At 70.5% G+C, this 26,192-nt stretch carries 30 protein-coding genes, 1 pseudogene and 1 CRISPR repeat array; of the genes and pseudogenes, 13 read left to right on the top strand and 18 right to left on the bottom strand.

Annotated elements, in window-relative coordinates; genetic code table 11:
- Positions 1 to 3 precede the first annotated feature (3 nt).
- The 3 genes from P1K31_RS11220 to P1K31_RS11230 all read right to left on the bottom strand — a co-directional run bounded on the left by P1K31_RS11220 (position 4) and on the right by P1K31_RS11230 (position 4,170).
- The gene (locus P1K31_RS11220) at positions 4 to 1,146 is read right to left on the bottom strand and encodes a nicotinate phosphoribosyltransferase (protein WP_276303420.1); all 1,143 of its coding nucleotides are present in this window, start codon (positions 1,144 to 1,146) and stop codon (positions 4 to 6) included.
- Positions 1,147 to 1,237: 91 nt separating this feature from the next.
- Positions 1,238 to 2,530 (bottom strand): Hvo_1808 family surface protein, encoded by a 1,293-nt coding sequence (locus tag P1K31_RS11225; RefSeq protein ID WP_276303421.1) that lies wholly within the window; start codon positions 2,528 to 2,530, stop codon positions 1,238 to 1,240.
- A complete protein-coding gene (locus P1K31_RS11230; protein WP_276303422.1) occupies positions 2,527 to 4,170 on the bottom strand; it encodes an Hvo_1808 family surface protein in 1,644 nt (547 codons plus the stop codon). Before P1K31_RS11230 ends, P1K31_RS11225 begins: the two co-directional genes overlap by 4 nt.
- Before the next feature lie 84 nt (positions 4,171 to 4,254).
- Between P1K31_RS11230 and P1K31_RS11235 the strand changes: the two genes are divergently transcribed.
- The gene (locus P1K31_RS11235) at positions 4,255 to 4,833 is read left to right on the top strand and encodes a cysteine hydrolase family protein (protein WP_276303423.1); all 579 of its coding nucleotides are present in this window, start codon (positions 4,255 to 4,257) and stop codon (positions 4,831 to 4,833) included.
- 5 nt (positions 4,834 to 4,838) lie between these two features.
- On the opposite strand, the gene P1K31_RS11240 is transcribed toward P1K31_RS11235, so the two are convergent.
- Together P1K31_RS11240 and P1K31_RS11245 are read right to left on the bottom strand one after the other, a co-directional pair.
- Positions 4,839 to 5,288, bottom strand: a complete 450-nt coding sequence (locus tag P1K31_RS11240; RefSeq protein ID WP_276303424.1) for a PaaI family thioesterase — start codon at positions 5,286 to 5,288, stop codon at positions 4,839 to 4,841.
- 67 nt (positions 5,289 to 5,355) lie between these two features.
- Entirely contained in the window at positions 5,356 to 6,228 is an 873-nt protein-coding gene (locus tag P1K31_RS11245; protein ID WP_276303425.1) for a DUF8155 domain-containing protein, read from the bottom strand.
- Positions 6,229 to 6,284: 56 nt separating this feature from the next.
- Between P1K31_RS11245 and P1K31_RS11250 the strand changes: the two genes are divergently transcribed.
- Complete coding sequence (locus tag P1K31_RS11250) at positions 6,285 to 6,965, top strand: lipoyl protein ligase domain-containing protein (RefSeq protein WP_276305739.1); 681 nt, start codon at positions 6,285 to 6,287, stop codon at positions 6,963 to 6,965.
- A gap of 81 nt (positions 6,966 to 7,046) precedes the next feature.
- Positions 7,047 to 8,315 carry a dihydroorotase gene (locus tag P1K31_RS11255; protein ID WP_276303426.1) on the top strand — a complete coding sequence of 423 codons (1,269 nt, stop codon included), beginning with the start codon at positions 7,047 to 7,049 and terminating at the stop codon, positions 8,313 to 8,315.
- Positions 8,316 to 8,320: 5 nt separating this feature from the next.
- Here the strand turns inward: P1K31_RS11255 and P1K31_RS11260 are convergent, their stop codons facing one another.
- The 5 genes from P1K31_RS11260 to P1K31_RS11280 form a co-directional block, all read right to left on the bottom strand.
- Positions 8,321 to 8,749 carry a DUF7268 family protein gene (locus P1K31_RS11260; protein ID WP_276303427.1) on the bottom strand — a complete coding sequence of 143 codons (429 nt, stop codon included), beginning with the start codon at positions 8,747 to 8,749 and terminating at the stop codon, positions 8,321 to 8,323.
- A gap of 3 nt (positions 8,750 to 8,752) precedes the next feature.
- Positions 8,753 to 9,733, bottom strand: coding sequence for an ABC transporter permease (locus tag P1K31_RS11265; RefSeq protein WP_276303428.1), 981 nt, complete (start codon positions 9,731 to 9,733; stop codon positions 8,753 to 8,755).
- Complete coding sequence (locus P1K31_RS11270) at positions 9,730 to 10,743, bottom strand: ABC transporter permease (protein ID WP_276303429.1); 1,014 nt, start codon at positions 10,741 to 10,743, stop codon at positions 9,730 to 9,732. The genes P1K31_RS11265 and P1K31_RS11270 overlap by 4 nt, the downstream gene beginning before the upstream one ends.
- A gap of 36 nt (positions 10,744 to 10,779) precedes the next feature.
- On the bottom strand, positions 10,780 to 12,492 hold the full coding sequence (locus tag P1K31_RS11275; protein ID WP_276303430.1) for an ABC transporter substrate-binding protein: 1,713 nt from the start codon (positions 12,490 to 12,492) through the stop codon (positions 10,780 to 10,782).
- Between the two features lie 74 nt (positions 12,493 to 12,566).
- A complete protein-coding gene (locus tag P1K31_RS11280) occupies positions 12,567 to 15,185 on the bottom strand; it encodes a dipeptide ABC transporter ATP-binding protein (RefSeq protein ID WP_276303431.1) in 2,619 nt (872 codons plus the stop codon).
- A gap of 135 nt (positions 15,186 to 15,320) precedes the next feature.
- Between P1K31_RS11280 and P1K31_RS11285 the strand changes: the two genes are divergently transcribed.
- A complete protein-coding gene (locus tag P1K31_RS11285; protein ID WP_276303432.1) occupies positions 15,321 to 15,773 on the top strand; it encodes a DUF7529 family protein in 453 nt (150 codons plus the stop codon).
- Positions 15,774 to 15,877: 104 nt separating this feature from the next.
- Here P1K31_RS11285 and P1K31_RS11290 read toward each other — a convergent pair whose 3' ends face one another.
- Positions 15,878 to 16,630 (bottom strand): DUF5806 family protein, encoded by a 753-nt coding sequence (locus tag P1K31_RS11290; protein ID WP_276303433.1) that lies wholly within the window; start codon positions 16,628 to 16,630, stop codon positions 15,878 to 15,880.
- Between the two features lie 97 nt (positions 16,631 to 16,727).
- Between P1K31_RS11290 and P1K31_RS11295 the strand changes: the two genes are divergently transcribed.
- On the top strand, positions 16,728 to 17,096 hold the full coding sequence (locus tag P1K31_RS11295) for a universal stress protein (protein WP_276303434.1): 369 nt from the start codon (positions 16,728 to 16,730) through the stop codon (positions 17,094 to 17,096).
- A complete protein-coding gene (locus tag P1K31_RS11300; protein WP_276303435.1) occupies positions 17,093 to 17,629 on the top strand; it encodes a GNAT family N-acetyltransferase in 537 nt (178 codons plus the stop codon). Before P1K31_RS11295 ends, P1K31_RS11300 begins: the two co-directional genes overlap by 4 nt.
- Here the strand turns inward: P1K31_RS11300 and P1K31_RS11305 are convergent.
- On the bottom strand, positions 17,626 to 18,006 hold the full coding sequence (locus P1K31_RS11305; protein ID WP_276303436.1) for a universal stress protein: 381 nt from the start codon (positions 18,004 to 18,006) through the stop codon (positions 17,626 to 17,628). The two genes, P1K31_RS11300 and P1K31_RS11305, sit on opposite strands and share 4 nt — an antisense overlap.
- Before the next feature lie 69 nt (positions 18,007 to 18,075).
- Here P1K31_RS11305 and P1K31_RS11310 point away from each other — a divergent pair, with 69 nt between their 5' ends.
- The 4 genes from P1K31_RS11310 to P1K31_RS11325 all read left to right on the top strand — a co-directional run bounded on the left by P1K31_RS11310 (position 18,076) and on the right by P1K31_RS11325 (position 20,439).
- Positions 18,076 to 18,477 carry a universal stress protein gene (locus P1K31_RS11310; RefSeq protein ID WP_276303437.1) on the top strand — a complete coding sequence of 134 codons (402 nt, stop codon included), beginning with the start codon at positions 18,076 to 18,078 and terminating at the stop codon, positions 18,475 to 18,477.
- Between the two features lie 55 nt (positions 18,478 to 18,532).
- A complete protein-coding gene (locus tag P1K31_RS11315; protein ID WP_276303438.1) occupies positions 18,533 to 19,675 on the top strand; it encodes a DHH family phosphoesterase in 1,143 nt (380 codons plus the stop codon).
- A 126-nt stretch (positions 19,676 to 19,801) separates the two neighbouring features.
- Positions 19,802 to 20,110, top strand: coding sequence for a DUF433 domain-containing protein (locus P1K31_RS11320; protein WP_276303439.1), 309 nt, complete (start codon positions 19,802 to 19,804; stop codon positions 20,108 to 20,110).
- 5 nt (positions 20,111 to 20,115) lie between these two features.
- Positions 20,116 to 20,439, top strand: a complete 324-nt coding sequence (locus tag P1K31_RS11325; protein ID WP_276303440.1) for a DUF5615 family PIN-like protein — start codon at positions 20,116 to 20,118, stop codon at positions 20,437 to 20,439.
- A 121-nt stretch (positions 20,440 to 20,560) separates the two neighbouring features.
- On the opposite strand, the gene P1K31_RS11330 is transcribed toward P1K31_RS11325, so the two are convergent.
- From P1K31_RS11330 to P1K31_RS11345, 4 genes are read right to left on the bottom strand one after another with little or no spacing between them, the layout of a single operon-like run.
- Positions 20,561 to 21,022 (bottom strand): DUF5807 family protein, encoded by a 462-nt coding sequence (locus P1K31_RS11330; RefSeq protein WP_276303441.1) that lies wholly within the window; start codon positions 21,020 to 21,022, stop codon positions 20,561 to 20,563.
- 35 nt (positions 21,023 to 21,057) lie between these two features.
- On the bottom strand, positions 21,058 to 21,489 hold the full coding sequence (locus P1K31_RS11335) for a DUF7112 family protein (RefSeq protein WP_276303442.1): 432 nt from the start codon (positions 21,487 to 21,489) through the stop codon (positions 21,058 to 21,060).
- Between the two features lie 4 nt (positions 21,490 to 21,493).
- The gene (locus P1K31_RS11340) at positions 21,494 to 21,892 is read right to left on the bottom strand and encodes a 30S ribosomal protein S6e (protein ID WP_276303443.1); all 399 of its coding nucleotides are present in this window, start codon (positions 21,890 to 21,892) and stop codon (positions 21,494 to 21,496) included.
- 56 nt (positions 21,893 to 21,948) lie between these two features.
- Positions 21,949 to 22,146 (bottom strand): hypothetical protein, encoded by a 198-nt coding sequence (locus P1K31_RS11345; protein ID WP_276303444.1) that lies wholly within the window; start codon positions 22,144 to 22,146, stop codon positions 21,949 to 21,951.
- A 104-nt stretch (positions 22,147 to 22,250) separates the two neighbouring features.
- On the opposite strand from P1K31_RS11345, the gene P1K31_RS11350 reads away from it, so the two are divergent.
- Positions 22,251 to 22,571 (top strand): hypothetical protein, encoded by a 321-nt coding sequence (locus P1K31_RS11350; RefSeq protein WP_276303445.1) that lies wholly within the window; start codon positions 22,251 to 22,253, stop codon positions 22,569 to 22,571.
- A gap of 40 nt (positions 22,572 to 22,611) precedes the next feature.
- Positions 22,612 to 22,908, top strand: a pseudogene (locus P1K31_RS11355) (WNWW family protein); the annotation flags it as partial.
- 51 nt (positions 22,909 to 22,959) lie between these two features.
- On the opposite strand, the gene P1K31_RS11360 reads toward P1K31_RS11355, so the two are convergent.
- On the bottom strand, positions 22,960 to 24,243 hold the full coding sequence (locus P1K31_RS11360; protein WP_276303447.1) for an MBL fold metallo-hydrolase: 1,284 nt from the start codon (positions 24,241 to 24,243) through the stop codon (positions 22,960 to 22,962).
- A gap of 257 nt (positions 24,244 to 24,500) precedes the next feature.
- Positions 24,501 to 25,314: a CRISPR direct-repeat array (repeat unit 30 nt; unit sequence GCTTCAACCCCACAAGGGTTCGTCTGAAAC).
- A gap of 140 nt (positions 25,315 to 25,454) precedes the next feature.
- Here P1K31_RS11360 and P1K31_RS11365 point away from each other — a divergent pair.
- Positions 25,455 to 25,883, top strand: coding sequence for a hypothetical protein (locus P1K31_RS11365; protein WP_276303448.1), 429 nt, complete (start codon positions 25,455 to 25,457; stop codon positions 25,881 to 25,883).
- Here the strand turns inward: P1K31_RS11365 and P1K31_RS11370 are convergent.
- Positions 25,880 to 26,164, bottom strand: a complete 285-nt coding sequence (locus tag P1K31_RS11370; protein ID WP_276303449.1) for a DUF6360 family protein — start codon at positions 26,162 to 26,164, stop codon at positions 25,880 to 25,882. The two genes, P1K31_RS11365 and P1K31_RS11370, sit on opposite strands and share 4 nt — an antisense overlap.
- Between the last annotated feature and the right edge of the window lie 28 nt (positions 26,165 to 26,192).

Consider the following 26,192-nt stretch of genomic DNA (forward strand, 5'->3'; position numbering starts at 1 on the left):
CGGTTACGTCTCCTCCCCGAAGTTCACGAGGGCCGCCTCCCGCTTCGCGCGTGCGGCCGCGTCGTCGAGGTCGAACTCGCGGACGACCTCGCCGTCGCGGACGAGCGGGGCGAGCAGCGCCTCGCCGTCCTCGGGTGCGGGTTCGTCGGCGCGCCGGACCAGGTGACCGCCGTCGGGCGTCCGGTACACCTCCTTCTTCCCGGGGAGCTTCCCGCGCTTGCCCCACGGCTCTCCCTCGACCTCGGAGATGTCGAGCGCGAAGTCCACGGGGTCTGCATTGCTGACGTAGCCGCCGACGCCGAACCCGGACGCCACGTCGCGGAGGTCGGCCAGCGCGTCGGGGTCGAGCCCCCCCGAGAGGAAGATCTCCACGTCCTCGAAGCCCGCCTGGTCGAGCCGCCAGCGCACCTCGCGGGCGATGTGGCGGAAGTCGCCCCGCCGGGAACTGGTCGTGTCGAGGCGCACGCCGTCCAGGTCGATCGCCCGGGCGGCGCGCAGCGCCTCGTCCGTCTCGTCGGTGTAGGTGTCACAGAGGGCGATGCGGGGGGTCCCCGGGGGGGCCGCCTCGTCGAACGCCTCCCACGCCCGCTCCTGCTCGCCGGGGCCGAAGCAGATGACGAGCGCGTGAGGCATCGTCCCGCTCGCCTCGCGGCCGAGCAGTTCCCCGGCGACGACGTGCGAGAAGCCGTCGAAGCCCGCGACCAGCGCCGAGCGCTCCACGACGGCGGCCATCGACGGGTGGACGTGGCGCGCGCCGAACGAGAGCAGCCTCGAATCGGGGGCCGCCCGCCGGGCTTCGAGCGCGGCGGTCGCGATGCCGCTCGCGTGCGAGAGAAAGCCGAGGAGGGCGGTCTCGTAGCGCGCGAAGTCGAGGTAGCGCCCCTCGACGCGCATGACCGGCCCGCCGTCGAACAGCGTCCCCTCCGGGAGCGCGTCCGCGTCGATCGGGAGTCCGGCGAGCAGGTGCGCGGCGTCCTTCACGCCCGCGAGTAGCTCGAAGTCGCCGTCGGGGAACTGATCCGCCGTCACCTCGGCGACGACGCGGGGATTCCGGTCGGCCCCCTCGAGCGCGTCGACCGTCCGGTCGAAGTAGGCGTCCGTGGCCCGCCCCTCGCGGATGGCCTCGGACGGGACGATGTCGAACATACCCTGGGTACTCCCGGCGCGTCGAAAAAGGTACGCGATCCGCGCCCGGTGGGTGGGCGCGCGTTCGCCGGTCGTCGGGGGGCCGTCGGCGTCACTCGGTCCGGTGGACGGCGTCGAGTTCCCCGCGCGTCGGCGCGTTCACGACGGTCACCGTCGTCCCCTCGCGCGTCACGCGGAAGGCGTCGGCGTAGGGGTCGCCCTCGGGAACGACGTAGACGTTCCCGTCCCGGGTCGCGCCGCGGGCGGCGAGCAGGTCGCGGTACCCCCGCACGAACTCGCGGGCGTCGCGCTCGGTGTCCCACTCGGTCCGCCAGACGTAGCCCGCCTCGTCGCCGTCGTGGTACGGAACGAGCCGGTCGCCGGCCCACCCGTCCGAGAGGGGATGTGAGTAGTCGAACCGCTCGCCGCCCTCGACGACGCCGTTGGCGCGGAACATCGCGTACACCGTCGCCTCGCCGAGCGTCGTCGATTCGGGACCCTCCCGCTCGAACCGCGCCCAACCGTCCGACGAGCGGTCCTCGACGCGCACCTCGACGGGCGACTCCTCCGGGTAGCGCTCGGGGTGGATGACCTGCTCGGTGGTCGTCGGCATCCGGTCGTAGGCGTCGTTCACCGCCACCCACCCGCCGCGCTCGCGCAGGGCGTTCACGAACGCCGGCCCCTCCGCGTACGGCTGGATGAGCACGAGGTAGACGTCGGAGTCGAACGCCGGTTCGTCGAGGTTCGCACGGTCCGATCGGGGGAGGCACTCCCACTCGTCGCCGCAGCGCGCCTCGTAGGCGATCTCGACGGCGTTCGCGTCGCCCTCGATCAGTCCGTCGCGGGCGAACCGCCCGTCCAGGGTGCGCCTGTCGGAGCCGAAGCCGAGGTGCTGGGCCTGCAGCGCGTGGACGAGTTCGTGGGCGAGCGTTCGGGTGTCGAGCGTCGGCGTCTCGGTGTCGCTCACGATGACGATCTCGTCTCCGGCGTAGTAGCCCCCGACGGCGGTCCCGTAGACCGCGTCGAGTTCCCGGCCGACGGTCGTCCGCTCACCCACGAGGAAGGGGGCCTCCCAGACCTGTTCGCGGAAGCCCCCGTCGGCCGCGGTCTCGTTGGCACGATCAGCGCGGTACTCGGCGCGCGAGACGACGCGCACCTCAACGTCGCGGGTGAACTCGAGTCCGCGTATGGCCTCGACGCGGGCCATCGTCCGGGCGAGGACCGCCTCGCGCTCGCTCTCGTTGAGGCCGTCGTCGGTTCGCACGGGGAGCGGGTCGGTCGCGGCGTAGCCCCCCTCGACGCCGAGGCGGTCGTCGCCGTCGGATCCGGTCGGGAGGTCAGGGACGCTACAGCCGGCGAGAACGAGGAGCGCGGCGAGCGAGAGCGCGCGGATCGGCGGGATCACGGGCGGGCGCGAGCGAGCAGGGCGGCCGCGAGCAGGGCGAGTGCGGCCGCCGGGGCGAGCGGGCCGAAGCCGGGACCGCTCGCCCCCGACGCGTCGCCGGTCGTCGCGTTCGCCGATCCGTTCGCCGCCGACTCGTTCGTCGCGTTCGACGTTCCGCTCGCCGACGCGGGTTCGATCCGGACGCTCCGGTCGACGTCGGGGAGGTCGTCGACGGTCGGTGCCTTCACTATCGTGACGGTCTTGTCCTCGACGGCGAGGTGGATCGCGCCGCCGTAGCCGCCGTCGTCGGGCAGGCGGTAGGTGGCGTTACCGACGCGCTCCGCGCCGTGGTAGTCGAGCAGCTTCCGGTACGCCTCGACGAACTCCCGCGCGTCGCGCTCGGTGTCCCACGCGATCTTCCAGACGTACCCGGTCTCGTTGGTCTCCGACGACTCGTCGGTCACGTAGGGGACGAGCCGATCGCCGTCCCAGCCGGCGCTGGCGGGGTGGGAGTAGTTGAGCGGGTCGAGCGGGTCGAGGCGGCTGTCGTTCCGGAAGTTGAACGGGTGGGCGTAGGGGACGACGACGTTCGTCACGGTGCCGGAGCGCTGTGACGCCTCGTAGCTGGGATACCAGAGCATCGAGAAGAGCCCCGCCTCGCCGAAGGAAGCGTGATCGACGCTCCCCGGGACGTCGAGGGGCCGCCAGCGGTCGTCGCTGCGGTCCACGACGCTGACGTTCGTCGGCTGGTCCACGCCGTACTTCTTCGGGTGGATCGTCTGTTCGGTGCTCGCCGGCGGGTTCTCGTAGACGGCGTTCACCGCCTCCCACCCGCCGTCCTCCCGGATGGACTGGACGAAGGGCGGACCGTCGCTGTACGGCTGGAATGCAACGAGGTACATCCCGAAGTGCACGACGTCGTCGCCCGCGGCGGGTCGCGCGCCGGAGTCGTCGAAGCAGTCCCACTCGGCATCACAGCGCCGCTCGTACAGGTAATCGACGTAGTTGCCGTCGCCCTCGACGATGCCGTCCAGCGCGTTGTGCGACTCGCGGGTGGTCCCGCTCCGCCAGTCGATGTCGAAGTGCTGGTCCTGCAGGGCGTGAAACAGCTCCTGGGCGAGCGTGACCTCGTTCACCTGCGGGGTGGTGGCGTTCTCCGAGACGACCACGATCCGCCGGCTGTGCGGGTCGTAGTACCCGCCGACGGTCGCGCCGCGGTTCGCCCTGCTCACGGCGACCGCGTCGGTCGACCGGTTGACCATGAACAGCGCCTCGAACGTCACGTTCTGGTGGAGGCGGTCACGCTCACTCGTCGGTCCGGCGAGGTCGTCGATCCGCTCGCGGAACTGCTCGCGCGTGACCACCTCGACGGGGACCCGGCGCTCGAACTCCAGCTTCCGTATCCGCTCTACCCGGGCCATCGAGCGCGCGACGACGGCGTCGAGTTCGCTGTCGTCGAACCCGTCGGCGGCCGTCACGTCGAGCGACTCGTTGTACCAGTAGCCGTCCTCCCAGCCGAGCCTGTCAGCCGGGGGGTCCGCGGGGGGCGCCTCGGTGGAGGGTGTGCTCTCGGGGGTCCCGGCGGCGAGGGGGACGACCGCGCCGGTCGCGGCGAGGAGGGCGAGGACCGCCGCGACGAGCGCTGTCGGGGACTGTCGCATGGGCGAGGTATGTAAGGAGGTGTCAAAAAGAGTCCGGACCGCGACCGACGCAACGATTTTGCGCCGCGTTACCCTAGCGCGTACATGGAGTTCGATCCCGATCACGCGGCGGTCGTCGTCGTTGACATGCAGAACGGGTTCTGCCACCCCGACGGGAGCCTCTACGCGCCGGGGAGCGAGGACGCTATCGAGCCGGTCTCCCGCCTGCTACAGCGGGCCCGCGAGGCCGGCGCGCGCGTCGTCTTCACCCGCGACGTCCACCCGCCCGAGCAGTTCGAGGGGAACCACTACTACGACGAGTTCGAGCGCTGGGGGGAGCACGTCGTCGAGGGGAGTTGGGAGACGGAGATCGTGGAGGAACTCCCCGTCGAGGCGGACGACCACGTCGTGACGAAGCACACCTACGACGCCTTCTACAACACCGACCTCGAGGGGTGGCTGCGCGCCCACCGGGTTCGCGACCTGCTCATCTGCGGGACGCTCGCGAACGTCTGCGTCCTCCACACCGCCGGGAGCGCCGGCCTGCGCGACTTCCGCCCGGTCATCGTGGAGGACGCCGTCGGCCACATCGAGGAGGGCCACCGCGAGTACGCGCTCGAACACGCCGACTGGCTCTTCGGCGAGGTCCGGACGACGGACGAGATCGAGTTCGCCCGGTCCTGAGGACCTCACCCCTGGAACAGCCGGTAGGCCCCCTGCCCCACCGCGACGGGCTTCACCCCGTCCTCCGGCGTCTCGCTCTCGACGCCCACCTGGCTCACCCCGACGCTCCCGCCCGCCCGGATGACCTCGGCGCGGGCGGTCACGTCCCCCGCCGCGCGCCGGAGGTAGTTGACGTTGAGGTTGATCGTGGCGACGCCGCCGGCGATCGGATCGTCGAGCGAGGGGCGCAGGGCGATGCCGCCGGCCGTGTCGATGAGCGTCGCCGCGATCCCCCCGTGCATCGTCGGGGGCGACGTCGGGTTGGTGAGCTTGTCGTCGTAGGGGACGCGGAGCGTGACGGAGTCGTAGGTGAACTCCTCGACGGTCGTCCCCAACCACGAGAGGTAGCCGTGTTCCTCCTCGATGTGCCGCTGGACGAACTGCTTGGCCGCGGGCGGGAGCTCCTCGTTCGGCATGCGTGTGAGTGCTCCCCGGGTGGGTTTGTAAGCAGCGATCGCGTCGATTTCCGCGGCTGCGACCCTCCTACGCCGGGGGGGACCCGGTCGAATCGGCGCGGATCGTCACCCGCACCTCCTCGCCCTCCTCGAACGTCGCGTCCGGGCAGACGAGCTTCGCGCCGAACGCCCCGTCCCGGGCGCAGAACAGCGAGATCCCGGTGATCGGCGTCCCGTTCGCGCGTACCTCGATCGCGTCCCACCGCACGTCGCGGCCGTTCTCGCCCAGGCGACCGACGGGGGAACCCGCGAGCGTCAGCGTCTCGGGGGCGGCGCTCCCCGGGGGGACGAGCGCGCCGCCGCCGTCGTAGTGCGGACAGCCGCCGTCGAGCACGACGCCGTCCCCGCCGTCGATCCCGACGAACCGCTCGCCCGGCGCGGGGTGAGCGGGCGCGTCGAGGACGACGTACGTCCCGCCGACCTCGCGGACGCGACCGGTGCCGTCCCACGGGAGGGGTTCGACGGTCGCGCCGACCTCGATGGGGACCGACCCCGCGGCGCGGTAGTGGTTGGCCTCCCGCGGGCGGAAGCCGAGGTGGATGTGGTTGTCGACCCAGGGAGCGAAGAAGCCCGCGCGGACGAGCGTGCCGAGCGAGTCGCCCGCCTCGACGCGATCGCCCGCGGAGACGGCCGGTTCGACGTGGAGCATCCGGGCGACGTGCTCGCCCGTGTCAACGAGGATCAGGTGATCCCGCTCGGCGGCGTACGCCTTCGGCGGGGCGCGCACCGCGCGGGTGTCGAGGACCTCGCCGGCCACGGGCGAGGGTGCGTCGGTGGCGCGCTCCCGGCCGTCGCCGGGGTAGAGGTCGATGGCGCAGCCGTGGTCGTGCGCGACGTACGGCGAGTTGTAGAGCGAGAAGCGGCGGTAGCGCGCGAGCACGTCCCCGGGGAGGGTGACCATGGGGGGAGTACGAGCGCGGCGCTTTAGCCCCATCGACTCGGAGGGGGAGTATGCGCGTGCGCGTCCTGAGGGGGCGAGCGGCGACGGTCGAGACGGATCGGACGGTGACGCGAACGCTCTGTGCCGACGCCGCCGAGACGGGCGAGCGGGCGGTGCGGGCGTGGACGCCCCACCGGCAGGTGGCGTTCGGGCGGCGCGACGCGGGTGCGCCGGGGTACGAGCGCGCGCGGGCGGCCGCCGAGGAACGCAGGTTCGAGGCCCACGTGCGACCCGTCGGCGGGCGGGCGGTCGCCTACACCGGGACGACGGTCGCGTTCGCCCGCGTGGAACCGATCGAGGACCTGCGCGAGGGGCTGGCGGCGCGCTACGACGCGATGACGCGCGACGTGAAGCGCGCGCTCGCGACGCTGGGCGTCGACGCGGCGGAGGGCGAACCCCCCGACTCCTTCTGTCCCGGCGCGCACTCCCTGCGGGCGGGGGGAAAGGTCGTGGGGATCGCCCAGCGCGTCCGGCGCGGCGCGGCGCTCACGGCCGGCATCTGCGTCACGGACGACCGGGCGGCCGTCGCGGACGTGCTCGATCCCGTGTACGACGCTCTCGGCGTCCCCTTCGACCCCGAGAGCGTCGGGAGCGTCGTCCGCGCGGCGGGGCGACCCGTGGAACCGACGGAAGTGGTCGAGGCGCTCGAGGCGGCGCTGGTGGGAGACGCCGCGACGCGGGTCGAGCGCGTCCGGTAGCCGGTTCGGACGGCCTTCGTGCCGGGGCGCGCGACTGTTTTCCTCCGGCAGGATTACGATACCTCCTCCCCCATAGAGGCCATGCTCATCAGGGACGCCACTCTCGCCGACGGGCGCGTGCGCGACGTCCGGATCGAGGGCGGCCGCATCGAGACGGTCGGGCGCAACCTCAACGGCGTCGCGGACGTCGACGCGGCGGGCAGGCTCCTCCTGCCGGGGATGATCGACGTCCACGTCCACTTCCGCCAGCCCGGTTTCCCGCACAAGGAGACGTGGGAGACCGGCAGCAGGAGCGCCGCCGCCGGCGGGGTGACGACGGTCGTGGACCAGCCGAACACCGACCCGCCGACGGTGACCGGCGAGGCGTTCGACGAGAAGGCCGCCCTCGCACGCGCGTCGCTCGTCGACTACGGCGTCAACGGCGGCGTCACCCCCGACTGGGACCCCGACTCGCTGTTCGAGCGCCCGCTGTTCGCGCTCGGCGAGGTGTTCCTCGCCGACTCGACGGGCGACATGGGGATCGACGCGGACCTGTTCGGCGAGGCCGTCGAGCGCGCGACCGACCGCGGCGTGGGCGTCACCGTCCACGCCGAGGACGCGACGCTGTTCAGCGCGGACGCGCGGGAGCGCGACGACCCCGACGCCTGGAGCGCGTACCGGACGGCCGAGGCCGAGCGCGTCGCCGTCGAGCGCGCCTGCGAGGTCGCCCGCGAGGCGGGCGCGCGGATCCACGTCGCCCACACGAGCACGCCGGAGGGCGTCGACGCGGCCGCGGCAGCGGGCATGACCTGCGAGGTGACGCCCCACCACCTCTTTCTCTCGCGGGACGACTACGACCGCCTCGGCACGCTCGGCCGGATGAACCCGCCGCTGCGGAGCGAGGACCGCCGGGTCGAACTCCTCGAACGCCTCGCCGACGGCACCGCGGACGTGGTCGCCACGGACCACGCACCTCACACCCGCGAGGAGAAGGACGCGAGCGTCTGGGACGCGCCGAGCGGCGTCCCCGGCGTCGAGACCGCCCTCCCGCTCCTCCTGGAAGCCGCCCGCCGGGACCTGCTCTCCTACGAGCGCGTCCGGGACGTCACCGCGGCGAACCCCGCCGCGATCTTCGACCTCGAGCGGAAGGGCCGCGTCGAGGCGGGCCGCGACGCCGACCTCGTGCTCGTCGATCCGGACGCCTCCCGCGAGATCCGCGGCGACGACCTCCACTCGAAGTGCGGGTGGACCCCCTTCGAGGGGATGCGCGGGGTCTTCCCCGAGTGGACGATGGTGCGCGGGGAGTTCGTCTACCGGCGCGACGGGGGCGAGCGGTTCGGCGAGGCCGTCGGGGAGAACGTCAGGACGTAGGGGCGCTACGCGAGCGCGAGCAGCGCGCCGAGCGCTCCGAGCGCCGTCGTCGCCGACGCGACCGCGAGCATCGCGCCCGCTCCCGCGGCGGCGATCCGGACCATGGCGCGCCGGGAGTCGGCCTCCGTCCAGTCGGTGCCGACGTCGAGCGTCCGCTGGAGCCGTTCGACGGACCGTCCGAGCATGACCGACCCGGACCAGCCGAGCAGGCCGAAACCGAAGGCCAGCGCGCCGAGCGCGAACGCCCGCGCGCTGGCCGCCGGGAGGGGCGACGCGAGCGCGAGGCCGAGCGTCGCCAGCGCGCCGAGCGCCCCGCCGACGAGCGCGGCCGAGAGGACGATGCGGGCGCGCGGGCGCGCCCACGCCGCCAGGCGGGCGAGGTCGACGCCCGTCGCGGCGATCACGACCGTCGCGGCGAGGGGGGCGGGAGTCACGGCTCAATCGACCGTCTCGCGCATGCGCGGGTCGAGCGCGTCGCGCATCCCGTCGCCGAGGAGGTTGAACCCGAGCACCGTGATCGCGAGGAACAGGCCGGGGAAGAACGACCACCACCACTGCCCGCTCAGCAGGCCGAGTTCGACGCCGTTCGAGAGCATCAGTCCCCACGAGGGCGTCCCCGCCGCGGCCCCGAAGCCGAGGAACGACAGCGCCGCGAGGTCGATGATCGCCAGCCCGAAGTTGAGCGTGCTCTGGACGGTGATGGGCGCGAGCGAGTTCGGCAGGACGTGCCGGAACAGCACGCGGCCGTCCCGCGCGCCGAGGGCGACCGTCGCGTCGACGTACTCGTCCTCCATGACCTTCAGCGCGGCCCCGCGGACGACGCGGGCGAACCGCGGCGTGTAGACGAGCGTGAGCGCGATGACCGCCTTCCAGAGGCCCGTCCCGAAGATGGCGACGAGCGCGAGCGCGAGCAGCAGCGACGGGAACGCGAGCAGGACGTCCATCGTCCGCATGATGACGTTGTCCGTCACGTCGCCGTAGTAGGCGGCGACGATGCCGAGCGTGACGCCGAGCGCCGTCGACGCGGCGACGGTGACGGTCCCCCACTTGAGCGCGAGCCACGCGCCGTAGAGCGTCCGCCGGAAGACGTCGCGGCCCTGCACGTCGGTACCGAAGGGGTGAGGGCAGGAGCCGGCGTTCGCGACCGCGCCCGAGACGGTGTGCGCGCCGCAGGGGCCGGCGAACGAGGACGTTCCCAGTTGGGAGGCCGTGATGACGGCGAGGTTCGGCCCGGGAAACCCCCCCACGACCACGAACCGGGCGTAGAGGGCGACGGCGACCATCGAGCCGATGACGGCGAGGCCGACGATGGCGAGGCGATTCGACAGCAGGTTCGAGACGAACGGGGACGCGAGCAGGCGCTGGAAGAAGCCGCGCCCGCGGCGGGCGTCCGTCGCGGTGTCGGTCTCTGTGCTCATTGGTCGATCCTCGGATCGAGGTAGGAGTAGGTGACGTCGACGCCCAGGTTCACGAGCGTGAACAGCAGGGCGAACAGGAGGACGGTCCCCTGCACCAGCGGGTAGTCGCCGTTGTTGATGGCCTCGACGAGCAGCACGCCGATGCCGGGGATGTTGAACACGGTCTCGGTGAGCACCGCCCCGCCCAGCAGCGACCCGAACTGGATGCCGATGATGGTGACGACGGGGATGAGCGCGTTCCGGAACCCGTGTTTCATGATCGTGATCTTCGCGCCCTGGCCCTTCGCGCGGGCGGTGCGCATGTAGTCCTGGCGGACGACCTCGAGCATCGACGAGCGCATCATCCGGGAGATGAGCGCCGTGGCGTAGATGCCGATGACGAGGGAGGGAAGCAGCAGGTGCTTCACGGTCGAGACGAACGCCGGGAGATTCCCCGCGAGCAGGCTGTCGACCGTCAGGAGGCCCGTGATCGCCGGGACCGAGTAGCCGACGCCGATGCGCCCGCTCGTCGGCACGAGGTCGTACTGGACGGCGAGCAGCAGGATGAGCAGCGGGCCGCTCCAGAAGATGGGGATGCTGATCCCCGACAGCGCGCCGATGCGCGTGAGGTGGTCGGTGAGCGAGTCCTGCTTCACGGCGCTCAGGATCCCGAGCGGGACGCCGATGAGGATGCCGAAGAACTGCCCGTACAGGGCGAGTTCGAGCGTGACCGGGAAGTACGTGCGGAGCACCTCGGAGACGGGCGTCCCCCGGCGGACGACGTACGACCGGCCGAAGTCGAACGTCGCCGTGTCGACAAGGAACCGACCGTACTGTACCCAGATGGGGTCGTTCAACCCGAGGTCGTTCTCGATCTGCCGGACGAACGCCTCGGAGGCGCGGTCGCCGGCGATGACTCTCGCGGGGTTCCCCGGCGAGAGGTGGAGGATGGCGAACACGAGCGTCGCCACCCCCAGCAGCACCGGAACGAGCAACAGCAGCCGCTTGAGTACGAATTGTTTGCTGACCATAGTAACGGTGAACGGTGGTGTGCGTGCGGTTCGGGGTTACGAGAGGCTGACGAGGTTGAGCGCCGGCCCGGAGATCGGCGAGACCGTGAAGCCGGAGACGGCGTTCGAGACGCCGCGCAGTTCCTCGGTGTGGGTCATGTACACCCAGGGGGCCTCGTCGTGTGCGATCTGCGCCGCCTGCCTGTAGACCTCCTCGCGCTTGCCCTCGTCGTACTCGGTCTGTCCCTGCGTGACCAGCTCCATGAAGTTGCGGTTGGCCCACGCGGCGCGGTTACCGGTGTTGAAGCCCTCCGCGTCGCGGCTGACCCAGTCCTGACCCTCGGGGATCTCGCTCGGGTCCACCTGCGGGTGGAGCAGCGGGTAGTAGAAGTTGTCCGGGTCCGCGTTGTCGGAGATCCAGCCGAGGAAACAGGCGTCGTGCTTGCCCTCGGAGGTGTAGGTGAGGTACGGCTCCCACGCCTGCTGCTTCACGGTCACGTCGATGCCGACGTCGGACAGGTTCGACCGGACCACCTGCGCGGTCTGCCCGGGCGAGGCGAAGTACGGTCGCGGGTTGTTCATCGCGGAGAGCTCGAACGAGAGTCCGTCGCCGTAGCCCGCCTCGGAGAGCAGCTGCTTCGCCTTCTCGGGGTCGTAGGGGTACGGTTCGAGTTCGTCGTTGTGACCCATCACCGTCGGCGGGAGGGGCTGGCTCGCCTGCACCGCGAGCCCCTTGTAGATGTTCTCGACGATGGCCTTCGTGTCGATGGCGTGGCTGATCGCCTGGCGCACCTTCTTCTCGCGGAACGCCTCGACGCGCGCCATGTTGAACGCCATGTAACCGACGGTCATCCCCTCGGTCCGCTGGAGTTCCGCGTTGTCGGCGCTCTCGATCTGCGAGACCGACTGGGCGTCGATGCCGTCAACGATGTGCGCCTCCCCGGCGAGTAGCTGCTGGGTCCGGGTGCTGTTCTGCTTCACGCCCTGGAAGACGACGGTGTCGACGTTGGGGCCCTCGCCCCAGAACTCGCCGTTCTTGGCGAGCGTGATGCGCTGGTTGCCCTCGTTCCACCCCTCGAACGCGAACGCGCCGGTGCCGATCGGTTCGCTCCCGAAGTCGTGGTCCGCCTCGATCTGCTTCCTCGGCATGACCGCCATCGCGAACACGGCGAGGTTGCGCAGGAACGGCGCGTACCGCTGGCTGAGTTCGATCGTGAGCTCCGTCTCGCTCGGCGCGTCGACGCTCTCCACCTTGCTCAGGAGGTAGGGGCCGTAGAACGACTGGCTGCTGCCCTCGACGCCCTCCTCGTTGCTCGTGCCGATGAAGTGCTCGTAGTCCTGGTCGACGAAGCGCCGGTAGGTCGCGACGAAATCCTCCGCGGTGAACGACTGGCCGTTGTGGAACGTAGCGTCCTCACGGAGCGTGAGCGACGCCGTCGTCCCCTCCAGGGAGAAGTCCGTCGCGAGCCCCGCCACCAGCGAGGACTCGCCCGGCTTGAACTTGATCAGCGTGTCGTACACCTGGTTTATCACCTTCGCGTCCTCGCCGGAGGTGGTCGACTGCGGGTCGAGCGTCGCGGAATCGTTCCCGCGGGCGTAGACGAGCGTGCCGCCGCTGCCGCCGCCGTCGCCGGTTCCGTTGCCGTCGCCGTCACCGTCGCCCGTCCCCGGGCTGTCGCCGCCAGCACACCCCGCCAGGGTCGCGGCCGCCGCAGTCGCACCCGCCGCCTTCAAGAAGGTTCTTCGGCCATATTTGTCACCATCAGGCATACTCACAACGGTCGCACGAGAATACATAGGGTTACCGAAGACTAACACGTCGAATTCAGTCACGGGAAACGGAGCTACTCCCCGGGTTGATCGTACAGGTGGCAGGCCGCCGGGTGGGGAGCGTCCTGCAGGGTCGGCGAACGGCGCTCGCAGACGCTCGCGAAGCGCTCGCGCAGGAGCGACTCGGCCGCCTCCCAGTCGTCGGCGACGACGCGCTCGAGCGCCCGCTCGACGGTCGCGCGGTTCTCCCCGGTCAGGTCGTGCTCGAACAGAGCGTCGAACAGCGACGCGCCCCCCGACGCGGTCGTCGATTCCGACGCCGGCTCCGGTCCCGGGGAGGCCGTCCCGCCGTCCGTCGCCGCGGTCGCCACCCCGTCGCCCTCGCGGACCTCGCGGGCGTCGACGTCGAGCGCGCGGTCCTCGACGCGCTGGCGGAGGTTCATCACCTCGCGGTAAGCCCCCTGTTCGACGTCGATCCCGTCCGGCGGGATGACCGACGGACAGCGCGTGCGGAAGCGACAGCCCGACGGCGGCGCGACCGGGCTCGGCACGTCGCCCTCCAGGATGACGCGGTCGGTGGAAGCGCGGGGGTCGGGCTCGGGGATCGCGGACAGCAGCGCTCGGGTGTAGGGGTGCTTCGGGTCGGAGAACAGTTCGTCGGTCCCCGCCACCTCGACGACCTCGCCGAGGTACATCACGGCCACCCGATCGCAGATGTGGCGGACGACCGAGAGGTCGTGGGCGATGAAGAGGAAGGTGAGCCCGAACTCGTCCTGGAGGTCCTCCAGCAGGTTCAGGATCTTCGCCTGGACGGACACGTCGAGGGCGCTCACCGGCTCGTCGCAGACGATGAAGTCGGGGTCGACGGCCAGCGCGCGGGCGATGCCGACGCGCTGGCGCTGCCCGCCGGACAGCTCGTGGGGGTAGCGGTCGCGCTGGCCCGGATCGAGGCCGACCGCCTCGAGCAGTTCGGTGACGCGCTCGCGACGCGAGCCCTCCTCGGGGAGGCCGTGTATCGTGAGCGGTTCGGCGATGGTCTGGCCGACGGTCATCCGCGGATCGAGGCTCGACAGCGGGTCCTGGAAGATCATCCCCATGTCCCGCCGGCGCTCGCGCAGCTCGCTCCGGGAGAGGTCGTTGAGTTCGTCCCCGGCGAACGCCACGGTCCCGTCGGTGGGCTCGAGGAGGCGGAGGATCGTCCGGCCGGTCGTGGACTTCCCGCAGCCGGACTCGCCGACCAGCCCGAGCGTCTCGCCCTCGTAGACGTCGAGGTCGACGCCGTCCACGGCCCTCACCGCCCGCGTGTCGCCGCCGAGGACCTCGTCGAGCAGTCCGTCCGCCCGCGAGAAGTGCTTCTTTAGCCCGCGCACCTCGACGAGGGGGTCGCCCGTCGGGGACGCCGACGCCGCGCTGATCCCCGCATCGACGCCGTACTCGCTCGTGTCGAACTCGGGGAGGACGCACTTCGCGCGGTGCTCGACGCCCTCGGGGCCGTGCCGGAGGAACGGGATCTCGCCCTCGGTGCACTCCGGCTTCGCCCAGGGGCACCGGGGCGCGAAGTGACATCCCTCGGGGAGGTCGATGAGGTCGGGGACGTTCCCCTCGATCGGCGTCAGGCGGTCCGTGTCCTCGCTCGGGATCGACTGGAGCAGCGTGTAGGTGTAGGGGTGACTGGGGTTCTCGAAGATCTCCTCGACCGGCCCCTCCTCGACGATCTCGCCCGCGTACATGACGGCGACGCGGTCGCACGTCTCCGCGACCACCCCGAGGTCGTGGGTGATCATCAGGACGGACATCCCGAGTTCGTCCTGCAGTTCGTTGATGAGGTCCAGGATCTGCGCCTGGATGGTCACGTCGAGGGCGGTCGTCGGCTCGTCCGCGATGAGCAGCCGCGGCCGGCAGGCGAGCGCAATGGCGATGAGCACGCGCTGGCGCATCCCGCCGGAGAACTCGTGGGGGTACTCGTCGACGCGCTGGCCGGGTTCGGGGATGCCCACCTCCGCGAGGAGTTCGACGGCGTTCTCGCGGACCTCCTCGCTCACGCCGCCCCGCGAGAACACCTCGCGGACGGCGTTGAGCCACGAGTCCTCCTTGCGCCCGCCGTAGCGGTGTAGCTGGAGGCTCTCGGCGACCTGCTCGCCGACCGTCAGGGCGGGGTTGAGCGAGGTCATCGGGTCCTGGAAGATCATCCCCATGTCGCCGCCGCGCACCTCGCGCATGACGCGCTCGGGGGCGGCGGTGAGGTCGACTGAGCCCGACTCGATCCGGACGAACCCCTCCTCGTCCTCGCTGGCGACGCCAGCGGGGTGCTCGCGGGCGATCCGGGCGACCTCGTCCGGGTCGTCGGTCGCCTCGACGTCGTCGGGGGCGGTCCCGGCGTCGACCGTCCCGGCCTCGATGCGGACGTAACCGTCGCGCTCGGGGGTGGCGATCCCCCTCGGGTACCGGCGGGCGAGACGCCGTACCGTCGAGGGGGCGGCGAAGCGCACCTCGCCGCCCGCGATCCGGCCCGGCGAGTCGATCAGCCCCATCGCCGAGAGCGCGGTGACGGACTTCCCGGACCCGCTCTCGCCGACGAGGCCGACGGTCTCGCCCTCGCGGATCGTGAGGTCCACGCCGTCGACCGCCTTCACCGTCCCCCGGTCGGTGTCGAACTGCGTTCGCAGGCCGGAGAGGGAGAGTAACTCGGACATAGCCGTCGTTGGCGAGATGTCACTAAATCGTTTGGGGAGGTACGTCGCGGCACACCGTCACGGCCGGGGGAACGATCCGGCGGGAGGAGCGGAGCAGAGCACAGACGCTTTCCCGTCCGGCCCGTAGGACCGCACATGGACGAACACGGCACGCGCGTCGGCGACGGCTGGGAGCAGGTCATCGACGACATGGAGGCGACCGCCGACGCCTACCGCGAGGAGGGCTACGACGTGGTCGCGCTCCACCCCGGCGACGTGACGACGGCGGACGACGGGAGCGGCTTCGACGTCGTGGTCCCGGGCGAGGAGTTCGAGCGGGTGCAGGCGCAGGTCGGGGCGGCGGCGCTCGACCAGACGGAGGTGTTCCGCGCCGCGAACGACGGCGTCGTCTACGTGCTCGTCGTCGTCCGCGACGACGACGTCGGGGTCGCGGTCTGCTGTCCGCTCTACTACGCCCCCGAGCGGATCGGCGAGGTGCGCGAGTACGCCGCCGAGACGGGCCAGGTGCTCACCTACCTGCGGAGCCTGAGCAGCGAGGAGGCGGTCGCCGTCGCGTTCGACAGCCCGGAGCTGTTCTTCCCCGAATAGTCCGGATCGTCCGGGGCGCGCTCGCGCTCGCGCCGCGTCTACGAGCAGCGCGCCGGGACGGACTTGGCGGGCTACGTCCTCACGCAGTCGCTCGACTGACGCCGCTAGTCGTCGTCCGCGCTCGTCTCCGTCTCCGTCTCCTGCTCGCGCAGTTCCGAACTCGCCCGGCGCACCTCGCGCATCACGCTGCTGATGCGCTCCTCGGCCTCGAGTTCCTGCTCGACGGAGAGGTCCACGCCCTCGACCTCGAGGAGGAACTTCGCCACCTCGGTCGTCTCGTACATGATGTCGTCGAGTTCCTCGGCGGTGAAGAAGTCGCACATCGCACCGTAGAGGAACGTCGCGCCCGCCTTGCGGACCTTCTCCTCGAAGGCCGCGCGGGCCTGGTTGACCGCCTGGGGCGTGTAGGTGTCCTCCATGAACGGGACGAGTTCGGGCAGGTTCTCGCCGATCTTCGTCATCTCGACGCCCGTCTCGGTGCGGAAGTCAGAACAGAGGCGGGCGATGGCCCACTCGCGGGCGGTGATGTACGTCCGGTCGCGGAGGAAGCGGTTCGCCCGGTCGTACTGCGCGCCGTCGATCTTCTTGAAGCGCTCGTACTTGCGCACGTCCTCCGGGATCTCCCGACGCGCCGACGCGTCCTCGTCCCCCTCGGTCGCGCCGACGTCGTCCGGGGCCTCGCGCCCGTCGGCGACCTCCCTGTCGTCCCGGACGCGGGATTCGGGGGCGTCCGTCCCACCCCCCGGGTTCGAGTCGGGGGCGTCGGGGGAGGTATCGTCGGGGACCTCTTCGGGGGAAGACTCGTCCGGGGAGGCGGACGCCTCCTGGTCCTCGTCGCCGGCTGGCGTCTCGGTCATACCCACTCTCCTGTCCGGTCGCGAAAAAGGGTGTCGCCGGGGCGACGCCGACGATCGTGCCGGGAGGCTTTTGCTCTCACGGCGTAATCACCCACCCATGCGAACGCTGGTGGGCATCGGCGGCAGTGGCGATTCCCTGCGCGCGCTGGCACAGGCGCTCGACCGCGCGTGGGAGGCGGGCGACGACGTGACCGTTGCCGTCGTGGAGAACCCGGACTCGCCGCTCGCGGTCGAGGAGGTCGAGTCGCGGGTCCGCGAGCAACTCGGCGAGCGCGGACTGGACGCGGAGGTCGTGCTCCTCGAGGGGCACGCCGGGAGCCGACTGGTCGATCTCGCCGAGAGCGAGGGGTTCGATCGCATCGTGCTCGGCGGGGGCGAGACGAGCCCCCTCGGGAAGATCAACATCGGCAGCATCGCCGAATTCGTCCTGCTGAACGCACAGACCTCGGTGACCCTGATACGATGACGCGCATCTACCCCGACGAACCGGCCGGACCGTTCGAGGCCCCGCCGCTGTCCTTCGAGGACGGCGAGGGGCGCACCGTCGAGATACGGGCGTTCGACGGCGACGTGGACGCGCTCGTAGCGATGTACCTCGACTTCGACCCGGCGGACCGCGCGCAGGGCATCCCGCCGACGGGCGAGGAGCGCATCCGCGACTGGATCGAGGGGATCACGAGCGAGGACTGCGTGAACGTCGTCTCGCGCGCGGCCGACCAGATCGTCGGACACGCGACGCTCGTACCCGACGGCGGGGAGGGGTACGAACTCGCCATCTTCGTCCTCTCGGCGTACCAGAACGCGGGCATCGGGACGAGGCTCATCACCGCGCTGCTGGGTCAGGGCGAACGCGAGGGCGTAGACCGCGTCTGGCTCACCGTCGAGCGGTGGAACGCGCCCGCCATCGCGCTCTACCGGAAGGTGGGCTTCGAGTCGAGCAAGTCCGAGAACTTCGAGATGGAGATGTCGCTGCGCCTCGACCCGGAGCGGCGCGGTTAGACCGCCAGTACGGGCTGTTTCGCGAACTGGAGGACGTACCCGGCAGCCTTCCCGAGCAGATCGGCGGGCCCCTCGCGGGGGATGACGAGGAAGTCGGCCCCCGCGTCCTCGCTCGCGTCGAGGACGACGCTTCCCGGGTGGATCGTCAGGTGGGACGTGGAGAAGCCGTAGGCGACCGAGTGGGTGAGCGGGACGTCGGCCGCGAGGTCCCGGGCGGCGTCCATCATCCGCTCGGTGCGCTCGCGCTGGTCCCGATCGAGGACGTACAGCGCGTGGACCTGCGCGCCGTAGCGCTCCGCGACGGCGACGGCGACCTCGATCGCCCGGACCGACTCCTCGCTGCCGTCGACGGGAACCAGCACCGTGTCGATGTCCATACGCGTGTCCTGCGTCAGTGAGGGCAAAAACCCACCGAGTATTTGAGACCGGCCGCGATAGTCGCACACATGTTCGAGACGGTGGTCATCGCGACCGACGGCAGCACGAGCGCCGCGCGGGCGGTCGACGCAGCGCTCGACCTCGCCCGTCGCTTCGACGCCGAGGTACACGTCCTCTCGGTGCTCGACGAACGCGCTTCCGCCCACGAGGCGGAGGTGCGCGACGCCCTCGCCGCGCTCAGGGAGGACGCCGACTACCCCGTGCGGACCGTGGTCAAGCGCGGCGAGGCCGCCGAGACGATACGAGACTACGCCGCGTCGGTCGACGCCGACCTCATCGCCACGGGGACGCGAGGGCGGGACAGCCCCTTCTCCTACCACCTCGGGAGCGTCGCCGAGGCCATCGTCCACGACAGCCCCGTCCCCGTGCTGACCGTCCGCCAGGTGACGGATTCCGGCGACGGAACGTAACCCGCCGCGGCGGGCGAACCACCGCCTTGATTGCGGCTCGGCCCGTCGGCCCCGTATGGACGAAGACCTCATCGACACCGACCGGCTGTCGCTGTCGCGCAAGTCGGTCATCCCGGGCGCGGGCTTCTTTCTACCCGACGAGGAGGGGCCGAGCGAGGAGCGCATCGCCGCGCTCGAACGCGCGGAGACGGTGGTCGTCGCCGACCCGGACGCCGACGGCCTCGGCTGCGTCGCGCTGATCCGCGAGGCACGCGGCGACGTCGAGGCGGGGACGGTCGATCCCGACGAGGAGTTCGACGTCCCCGAGGGACGCGTCGCGCTCCTGCCGACCTCGCCGCACGACCTCGCCGACTCCTTCGCCGAGGCCGCCGAGTACCTCCCGGAGGGCGTCGAGGTGTTCGTCTGCGACCTCTGTCCCGACGAGGAGTCCGACATCGACGCCCTCGCGGATCTCGTCGCGGGCGCGGAGTCCGTCTCCTGGTTCGACCACCACCAGTGGGACCCCGACCTCGCCGCGCGGGTGCGCGAACTCGGCGTCGAACTCGGCGTCGGCGAGTCGGACGAGGAGTGCACGACCGACGTCGTCCTGCGCAGCCTCGATCACGACTTCGACGCGCGCTTCGAGGACCTCGCCGCGGTGACGCGCGACCACGACCTCTGGATCCGCGACGACGCGCGCAGCGACGACCTCGCCGACTACGCCTACTGGGTCTCCCCGGAGGTCTACATCGCCACCGTCCGCACCCACGGCGCGGACCTCCCGCCGGTCGCGGAGCGGTACATCGAGAAGCGGCGCATCGAGAAGCGGGCGCTGATCGACCTCGCGGTCGAGCGCGCCGACGTGCGGGAGGTGGACGGCGTCACCGTCGGCGTCACCTACGGGCGCTGCTCGCAGAACGAGGTCGCGGAGGCGCTGCGCGAGCGCGGCGCGGACGCCGCAGTGATCGTCAAACCCGCCGGGAGCGCCTCCATCCGCGGCTCCGCGGGCTTCGAGCGCTGTCACGAGGTCGCCGCACAGGTCGGCGGCGGCGGCCACCCCCGCGCCGCCGGGTGCAAGCCCGACATCTACCACGACATGCTCGACTACGCCCACCACTGGACGACCCGCGGGGCGACGACCAAGCAGGTCATCCTCGACGCGTTCCGCAACCTGCCGCCGGAGGAGGAGGAGGAGTCAGAGTTCGACGTCTACGACTAGCGGGTCTGGCATCGAGTCCCTCCCTACTCGCTCCCGTCGGTCGCTCCTTGAGGGAGGGGCCTTAGCGCCTCGATTCAGGTAAATCGCCTCCCAAGGGTTAAACGTGAATACGCGCTACGGTCACACATGACCGCCATCGTCCGCGACGACGGCATTCGATCCGGTGACCCCCGCGTCGAGGGGACCCGGATCACCGTCCTCGACGTCAAGCGGCGCGTGATCGACAACGGCGAGGACCCCCACGTCGTGGCCGGTGAGTACGAGCTATCGATGGCGGATCTCTTCCGCGCGCTCGCGTATTACTACGATCACCGGGACGAACTCGTCGAGCGGGAACGCGAGGGCGACGCGACTCGGCGCGAGGGCGAACGCCGAACGCGTGAACTCGTACGACGGGCCGAGCGCGGTGACGCGACCGGCGAACGGGCCGACTGACCCCCGTGCGGATCCTCGCCGACACGAACGTCCCCGAGGAGTACGTCTCCGCACTTCGCGGTGACGGACACGCGGTCACCTACAGCCGTGACGTCGATCACCTCGGCCCCGAAGCCTCGGACGAGGCGATCACCGAGTACGCCGAATCCGAAGGGTTCGCGATCCTCTCGACCGACGTGAAGGATTTCGGCAGTCGTGAAGCCGAGGTTCCAGTACTCGTTGCCACACAGGACATGAGAGGGGGCGACGTTCGGGCAGCGGTCGCACGGATCGACACTATGCCCTTCGACCCGGCTCAGGCCGATCCGCTCTGGCTCTCGGGTCTGTGAACCGTCCGGGAGACTTCGCCGCGGACAGCAGCCGGCGAGAATCATCCGATGCCAACTCCCTACGGAGGGAGTTACCATTCCACGGATCCCACAGTCGCTCAGCGGAGACGGGCCGACGGCGTCACTCCCCGTCTTCCGGCACCGGCCGATCGCCCGCGACCCACCGGTCGGAGTAGGTCGTCCCGCAGGCGCAGGCCGCGTAGGCGTGGATCACGTCGCCCTCGGCGTAGAGGCCGCCGACCTCCGGGTTCGCCGCCTCCGCGAACGCGAAGACGAAGCGCACGCGGTGGTCCCCGGCGGGTTCGTCGGGGTGAGCGCTCGGGCAGTCGCCGGCGGTGAGGTCGGGGGCGATCTCGCCCTCCGTCCCCATCGCCGCGCCGGCGAAGTTCATCGGATCGACGCCGACGGCCGACTCGAAGGCGCTCCGCCCCCGGTCGCCGGGGACCACGAGGACGACCCCGCGGTCGGTCGCCTCGCCGATCGAGAGGAGGCCGTCGGGGTTCGCGACGGCCTCGTCCGCGAGGAACATGAGCACGTCGTCGGGGCGCTCGCCCGCGAGGAACTCGCGTCGTGCGGTGTCCATGGGCGTGGCTACTCGCCGCGGCGGGGAAAAGCCTGCTACTCTCTCTCGTCGAGGTCGCGGGCGATGTCCGCGAGCGAGTCCGAGGGCGTATCGCGCGAATCGTAGGTGGCGCGTTCGCCGGGCGCGCGGACGCCGTAGAGGTCGCCGGGATCGACGACGTCGAAGTGGACCGAGCGACCGAACGAGAGGTTGCCGCCCTCGTACCACTCGACGAGGCGGTTCTCGCCCTCGCGCTCGCGGGCCATCCGGGCGTTGTCGTACGCGCCGCGGATCTCGGGGACGTCGTCGAAGTCGGGCTCGATCCGCGCGTGATACGTGCGACCGCCGAGGACGAGGCGGACGGGGCCGTCGGGAATCGACACCTCCTCGGGGAGGACCAGTTTCGGGCGGTCGGTCCGGCCCGCGCGCTCGACGTGGGCGCGAACGGTCGTCACCGAGGAGTGGTCGTGCGGGATACGGTCGGCCACGGCCCTATTCGTCGTCGTCCCCGCCGAGACCGAGCAGCTCCTCGATAGACTGGCTGCCGCGCTCGACGATCTTCGCGTTGATCTGGCGGGTCTCCTCGCCGATCTCGCGACCGCGGACGGTCACGCGCTTGCGCTCGCCCTCCACGGTCGGCTTGTACCCGACGCCGCCGGTGAGCAGCAGCGCCTTCAGGTTCTGCCCCGCCACGTCGGCGCGCATCGGACGACCGGCGTTGTCGGATCCGCCGGTGAGTTCGATGGTGTAGCCGTCGAGGCCGACGGCGGTGCCGTCGACCTCGTCGCCGAGGTCGCGGCCGATGAAGCGGTTCGCGTCCTGTCCCTCGATGTCGAACTGGTAGGTCGCGCCGTCCTCGGGGTCGGCGACGACGACCTGAAACTCAGCCATATCGGGTGTGAAACGACGGGCGGTGAAAAGCATACTGAAACGAACGCAAACCCCTCTCACGCCCCGAACGCCCCGAATCCCGGACGGTCGACCGGCGCGCCGCCGAGCGGGGACCGCGCGGTCGGCAGGGCGATGCGCCCGTCGCCGCGCGCGTCGAACGTCGTGGGGCGGCCGACGCGGAGGTCTGACGACGCCGGAACCCGGACGACGCGAGGAATCGAGGGGGCGCGGGGGACGCGGTCGCGGCCGAGCATGACCGATGGTCGCTCACGGCATTCCATGTAGCCGGCGTGCGGGCCGTCGAGGCTAGGGTGGTAGCGGAAAGGGGGGTCAGACGAGAGCCGCACTAGCCGAGCACATGACCGACCGCATCGCGGGGGATCTGCCCGAGTACGACGGGGCGTCGTACGTCATCGACGCCGCGCGCGAGCACGCGGCCCGCGGCGAGTGGGCGGCGGTCTCTGACCTCGCGCACGAGGCGCTCGACCGCGTCAGGAGCACCGAGTACCCCCACCTCTTCGACCGCCTGCATCGCCAGGGGACCGACGTGGTGCTGCGACTCGAGCGCGAGGACCCCGACTACGCGCGGATCCGCGAGCGCTTAGAGGAGATGCAGGAGACCGTCGAGGGGATGCAGGAACTCGCGACCGACGGACGGTTCACGTTCTCCGACGACTAGGCCGCCCGGCCGCCGCCGCACTGATTGCCGCGGGACCCGATGCTCCGCCGTGGACAGGGACGAACTGGACCGGGCGCTCGCGACAGCGTTCGACCCCTCGCCGGGGGAGCGCCGCGTCGTCGCGCGGCAGGCGGTCGACCTCGGGGACTCGGGGCGCTACGAGTCGGACGTGGGCGCGCCGCTGTCGCCCGACGCGGTGGTGGCGAACCTCCGAGACGCCCCCGACGGGCGTCTGCCCGAGCGCTGGAACTGGTGGATCGGATCGCTCGAACTCGCCTTCGGGGGCTACGCGGAGTTCCGGGTGCGCCGGTTCCCCGACTGGGAAGCGCTCCGGTGACCGCAGAGGAGTTCGACGACGTACCCCCCACCGGGACGAGGCCGCGGACGGTCAGACCGCGATCTCGTCGCCGAGCGCGGGGGCCGACGCGTCGAAGCCCTCGCCGACGAGTTTCTCGGCGAACGACGCGCAGCGGTCGCCGTGGTTCACGAGCACCCGACTGCCTCGGTACTCCTCGAGTACGTCCAGCAGGCCGCCGCGGTCCGCGTGCGCGGAGAAGTCGTACCCCTCGACCCGCGCGCTGACGGGCATCACGCGCCCGTCGATCTCGGCGCTCCCGGTCTCCAGAAGCTCCCGCCCGGGCGTCCCCTCGACCTGATAGCCCGTCAGGGCGATCTTGTTGATCGGGTTCGACCGGATCGCGGGGACGTACGTCATGGCGGGACCACCGGAGAGCATCCCGCTGGTGGTGACGATCACCGCGTTCTGTTCGGCGATCCGCTTGCGCTGTCCGTCGCGGCCGGTGACGAACCGGGCGTGGGACGTCGCCCGCCGGAGCACGTCCGCGTCGCTGACGAACTCGGGATGCCGTCGTAGCATCTCGGTCACCTGCTTCCCCATCCCGTCGACGTAGCACGGGACGTCGTAGGCCTCGCAGACGAGCAGCAGCTCCTGGGTGCGCCCGATGGCGAACGCGGGGACGACGACCGTCCCGCCCTCCCAGAGCGTCGTCCTGACGCTCTCGACGAATCGCTCTTCGACCGCCGCTCGCTCCTCGTGTTCGACGTCCGAGTACGTGCTCTCGCAGATGACGACGTCGGCGTCGGGGCGCGCGGTCGTTCCCGAGACGAGGCGCTGGTCGTCGGTGTGGAAGTCGCCCGTGTAGAGGAGGCGCGTCTCGCCGTCGTCGACGAGGACGTGAGCGCTCCCGGGGATGTGACCCGCGTCGTAGAAGGTGACTTCGTGACCGGCGGCCTCGAACGTCTCTCCGTACCCGTGGAGCGAAGAGACCTGCGTGACGCGCTTGACGTCGTTCTCGGTGAACGGGCAGTTGTACGAACCGCCGCGGCGCTGCCACCCCCGCGAGCCGCCCGGTGCTCCGCGACCGGGAACGCCGTGCAGTTTGAGCGTGTCGCGCGCGAGCGTGAGCGCGAGCTCGTATGTGGGGGGAGTCCAGTGAATCGGTGGTCGGGCGTCCCCCGACAGGAGGGACGGCACGGTGCCGACGTGGTCGAGGTGGCCGTGGCTGACGACGACCGCTTCGGGGTCGACCGAGCCCACGGGGAACTGCGGAGGAGTCCCGGTCGCCATCCCGTAGTCGAGGAGGAGAGCGTCGTTCACGAGGACGGCGCTTCGGCCCACCTCGCGCACGCCGCCCACAAATCGGAGGTCCATCGCCGTCCGATAGCCGCTCGCGGCGTTTGGGCTCGTCGGTCTCCCGTTAGCTTTAATCCTACAAGGGGGCGTCTAAACCTCCGAGTCGGTCGTAGTGATTCAGCGTGGTCGGTCGTACGGCGAAGCGGCGGCGACGGCTAGTACCCGCAGTCGAGTCCGAGACTGACGCGGATCGCGCCGTCGATCTCCCGCATGGCTTCCGGTGAGAGACGCCCGAAGCGTTCGAGGACGCGGTTCTCCACCGAGACGGTTCTGATGCTTCAACCCCATAAGGGTCCGTCTGAAACCATTCGGGTGGTTACGCGCATGGCTACCGGGATGGTGCTTCAACCCCACAAGGGTTCGTCTGAAACCATGCCTCCGATGACGCCTTCCTCTTGCCAGAGTCGCTTCAACCCCACAAGGGTTCGTCTGAAACAACCTCTCCTATGTCTTCCCGGCGGTCTCCCCCGCTCTTCAATCCCACAAGGGTTCGTCTGAAACGCTGGCACGCTCGGGTGAAGTACGTTGACTCAGAGTCTTCAACCCCACAAGGGTTCGTCTGAAACAAGACGCGCCTCACGCACGACGACGAGATCGTCCGTCTTCAACCCCACAAGGGTTCGTCTGAAACTCGGGGAGATACATATGGACGTCGTGGGTCTCCTCTCTTCAACCCCACAAGGGTTCGTCTGAAACCAACGGCGCTCGCACTCGCGGCAGAGGCCGACGTCTCTTCAACCCCACAAGGGTTCGTCTGAAACGCCATCGGCCACTTGTTGACCAAACTCTTCCGCGATCTTCAACCCCACAAGGGTTCGTCTGAAACAGACCGGACTCCACGACCTCGTCGATGGAAACCGAATCTTCAACCCCACAAGGGTTCGTCTGAAACTTGATGACACATACGGGGTAACTGTAACCCCGGAGATTCTTCAACCCCACAAGGGTTCGTCTGAAACGAGAGGAGGCTCCTGCACTCGCCGACGGAGGGGAGTCTTCAACCCCACAAGGGTTCGTCTGAAACTCGTCGGCTCGGGCATCATCGAGTTCGGGGAGCTGTCTTCAACCCCACAAGGGTTCGTCTGAAACCATGCCCCGTTCGAGGCACACAACCCGCCTCTCGCCCGCTCACGCATAACCGTTTCCGTCGACCCCCAATCCCTCCGTCACCCCCGTGGGGTCGACGGGCCGGAGAAACGGTTTCACGGGTTGGCCGCGAGTAGTGTGATATGGCCGACGATCCGGAATTGACCGAGACGGAGCGACGGGCGCTGCACGAACTCACCCTCGGCATCGAGCACATCTACCGGGGGTACGGGGATCTGCTCGACTGCCACCACCAGGTCGGTAGGGGGATGAACCGCCTCCACGAGGCGGAGCGGTTGCTCCGGGGGGCGGGACACGGCGAGTTCGCGGACGCGCTGCGCGACGACCACCTCCCGTCGGGGGCGATCGAGGACATGTGGACGTACGAGCTCGTGGACACGTTCTACGAGAACTTCCTCACGAACCTCAGCTCCTTCGAGGGACGCGTCCGCGACGACCTCGCCGACGGCGAGCGCCACATCACCGAGCGGGAACAACAGCGCGAGTGGCGCGAGCGGGCGAGAGACCGGGATCAGAGCGGGAACGAGAGGGGCGGGGAGAGGGACGCCTAGTCCGATCGCGCGGCCTCGACCCGCTCCGCGTACTCGATCAGTTCCCCGGCGAGCGTCCGCGCCTGCTCGGCCGTGAGCGTCACGCGGTCCGCGTGGGCGGGGAGGTGCTCCAGCTGCGCGCTGTCCAGTTCGAACTCCAGGGTGACGTGATCGGGGTCCTTCCGCGGGGCGGTGACGTTCAGCACGGCGAGCGCCTCCTCCTCGAAGTCGTGCCCCTCGGCGCGGCCGTCGAGGAGGTCGAAGGTGGTGTAGGCGTTCACCTTGAGTAGTCGGTCGGGCATCGCCCGTCGCTACTCGGCAGGGACCAAT

The sequence above is a fragment of the Halomarina halobia genome (genome assembly GCF_029338575.1).
In the GTDB taxonomy this organism is placed as follows: Archaea; Halobacteriota; Halobacteria; order Halobacteriales; family Haloarculaceae; genus Halomarina; species Halomarina halobia.

What these genes read in the sequence shown, in the direction of transcription:
- P1K31_RS11370 (WP_276303449.1), bottom strand. Translation starts at nt 26,164, where the DNA reads ATGCCCGACCGACTACTCAAGGTGAACGCCTACACCACCTTCGACCTC.
- P1K31_RS11280 (WP_276303431.1), bottom strand. Translation starts at nt 15,185, where the DNA reads ATGTCCGAGTTACTCTCCCTCTCCGGCCTGCGAACGCAGTTCGACACC.
- P1K31_RS11315 (WP_276303438.1), top strand. Translation starts at nt 18,533, where the DNA reads ATGGACGAAGACCTCATCGACACCGACCGGCTGTCGCTGTCGCGCAAG.
- P1K31_RS11270 (WP_276303429.1), bottom strand. Translation starts at nt 10,743, where the DNA reads ATGGTCAGCAAACAATTCGTACTCAAGCGGCTGCTGTTGCTCGTTCCG.
- P1K31_RS11295 (WP_276303434.1), top strand. Translation starts at nt 16,728, where the DNA reads ATGCGAACGCTGGTGGGCATCGGCGGCAGTGGCGATTCCCTGCGCGCG.
- P1K31_RS11320 (WP_276303439.1), top strand. Translation starts at nt 19,802, where the DNA reads ATGACCGCCATCGTCCGCGACGACGGCATTCGATCCGGTGACCCCCGC.
- P1K31_RS11350 (WP_276303445.1), top strand. Translation starts at nt 22,251, where the DNA reads ATGACCGACCGCATCGCGGGGGATCTGCCCGAGTACGACGGGGCGTCG.
- P1K31_RS11360 (WP_276303447.1), bottom strand. Translation starts at nt 24,243, where the DNA reads ATGGACCTCCGATTTGTGGGCGGCGTGCGCGAGGTGGGCCGAAGCGCC.
- P1K31_RS11330 (WP_276303441.1), bottom strand. Translation starts at nt 21,022, where the DNA reads ATGGACACCGCACGACGCGAGTTCCTCGCGGGCGAGCGCCCCGACGAC.
- P1K31_RS11235 (WP_276303423.1), top strand. Translation starts at nt 4,255, where the DNA reads ATGGAGTTCGATCCCGATCACGCGGCGGTCGTCGTCGTTGACATGCAG.
- P1K31_RS11285 (WP_276303432.1), top strand. Translation starts at nt 15,321, where the DNA reads ATGGACGAACACGGCACGCGCGTCGGCGACGGCTGGGAGCAGGTCATC.
- P1K31_RS11290 (WP_276303433.1), bottom strand. Translation starts at nt 16,630, where the DNA reads ATGACCGAGACGCCAGCCGGCGACGAGGACCAGGAGGCGTCCGCCTCC.
- P1K31_RS11255 (WP_276303426.1), top strand. Translation starts at nt 7,047, where the DNA reads ATGCTCATCAGGGACGCCACTCTCGCCGACGGGCGCGTGCGCGACGTC.
- P1K31_RS11230 (WP_276303422.1), bottom strand. Translation starts at nt 4,170, where the DNA reads ATGCGACAGTCCCCGACAGCGCTCGTCGCGGCGGTCCTCGCCCTCCTC.
- P1K31_RS11275 (WP_276303430.1), bottom strand. Translation starts at nt 12,492, where the DNA reads ATGCCTGATGGTGACAAATATGGCCGAAGAACCTTCTTGAAGGCGGCG.
- P1K31_RS11245 (WP_276303425.1), bottom strand. Translation starts at nt 6,228, where the DNA reads ATGGTCACCCTCCCCGGGGACGTGCTCGCGCGCTACCGCCGCTTCTCG.
- P1K31_RS11310 (WP_276303437.1), top strand. Translation starts at nt 18,076, where the DNA reads ATGTTCGAGACGGTGGTCATCGCGACCGACGGCAGCACGAGCGCCGCG.
- P1K31_RS11220 (WP_276303420.1), bottom strand. Translation starts at nt 1,146, where the DNA reads ATGTTCGACATCGTCCCGTCCGAGGCCATCCGCGAGGGGCGGGCCACG.
- P1K31_RS11365 (WP_276303448.1), top strand. Translation starts at nt 25,455, where the DNA reads ATGGCCGACGATCCGGAATTGACCGAGACGGAGCGACGGGCGCTGCAC.
- P1K31_RS11340 (WP_276303443.1), bottom strand. Translation starts at nt 21,892, where the DNA reads ATGGCTGAGTTTCAGGTCGTCGTCGCCGACCCCGAGGACGGCGCGACC.
- P1K31_RS11300 (WP_276303435.1), top strand. Translation starts at nt 17,093, where the DNA reads ATGACGCGCATCTACCCCGACGAACCGGCCGGACCGTTCGAGGCCCCG.
- P1K31_RS11265 (WP_276303428.1), bottom strand. Translation starts at nt 9,733, where the DNA reads ATGAGCACAGAGACCGACACCGCGACGGACGCCCGCCGCGGGCGCGGC.
- P1K31_RS11305 (WP_276303436.1), bottom strand. Translation starts at nt 18,006, where the DNA reads ATGGACATCGACACGGTGCTGGTTCCCGTCGACGGCAGCGAGGAGTCG.
- P1K31_RS11240 (WP_276303424.1), bottom strand. Translation starts at nt 5,288, where the DNA reads ATGCCGAACGAGGAGCTCCCGCCCGCGGCCAAGCAGTTCGTCCAGCGG.
- P1K31_RS11345 (WP_276303444.1), bottom strand. Translation starts at nt 22,146, where the DNA reads ATGCTCGGCCGCGACCGCGTCCCCCGCGCCCCCTCGATTCCTCGCGTC.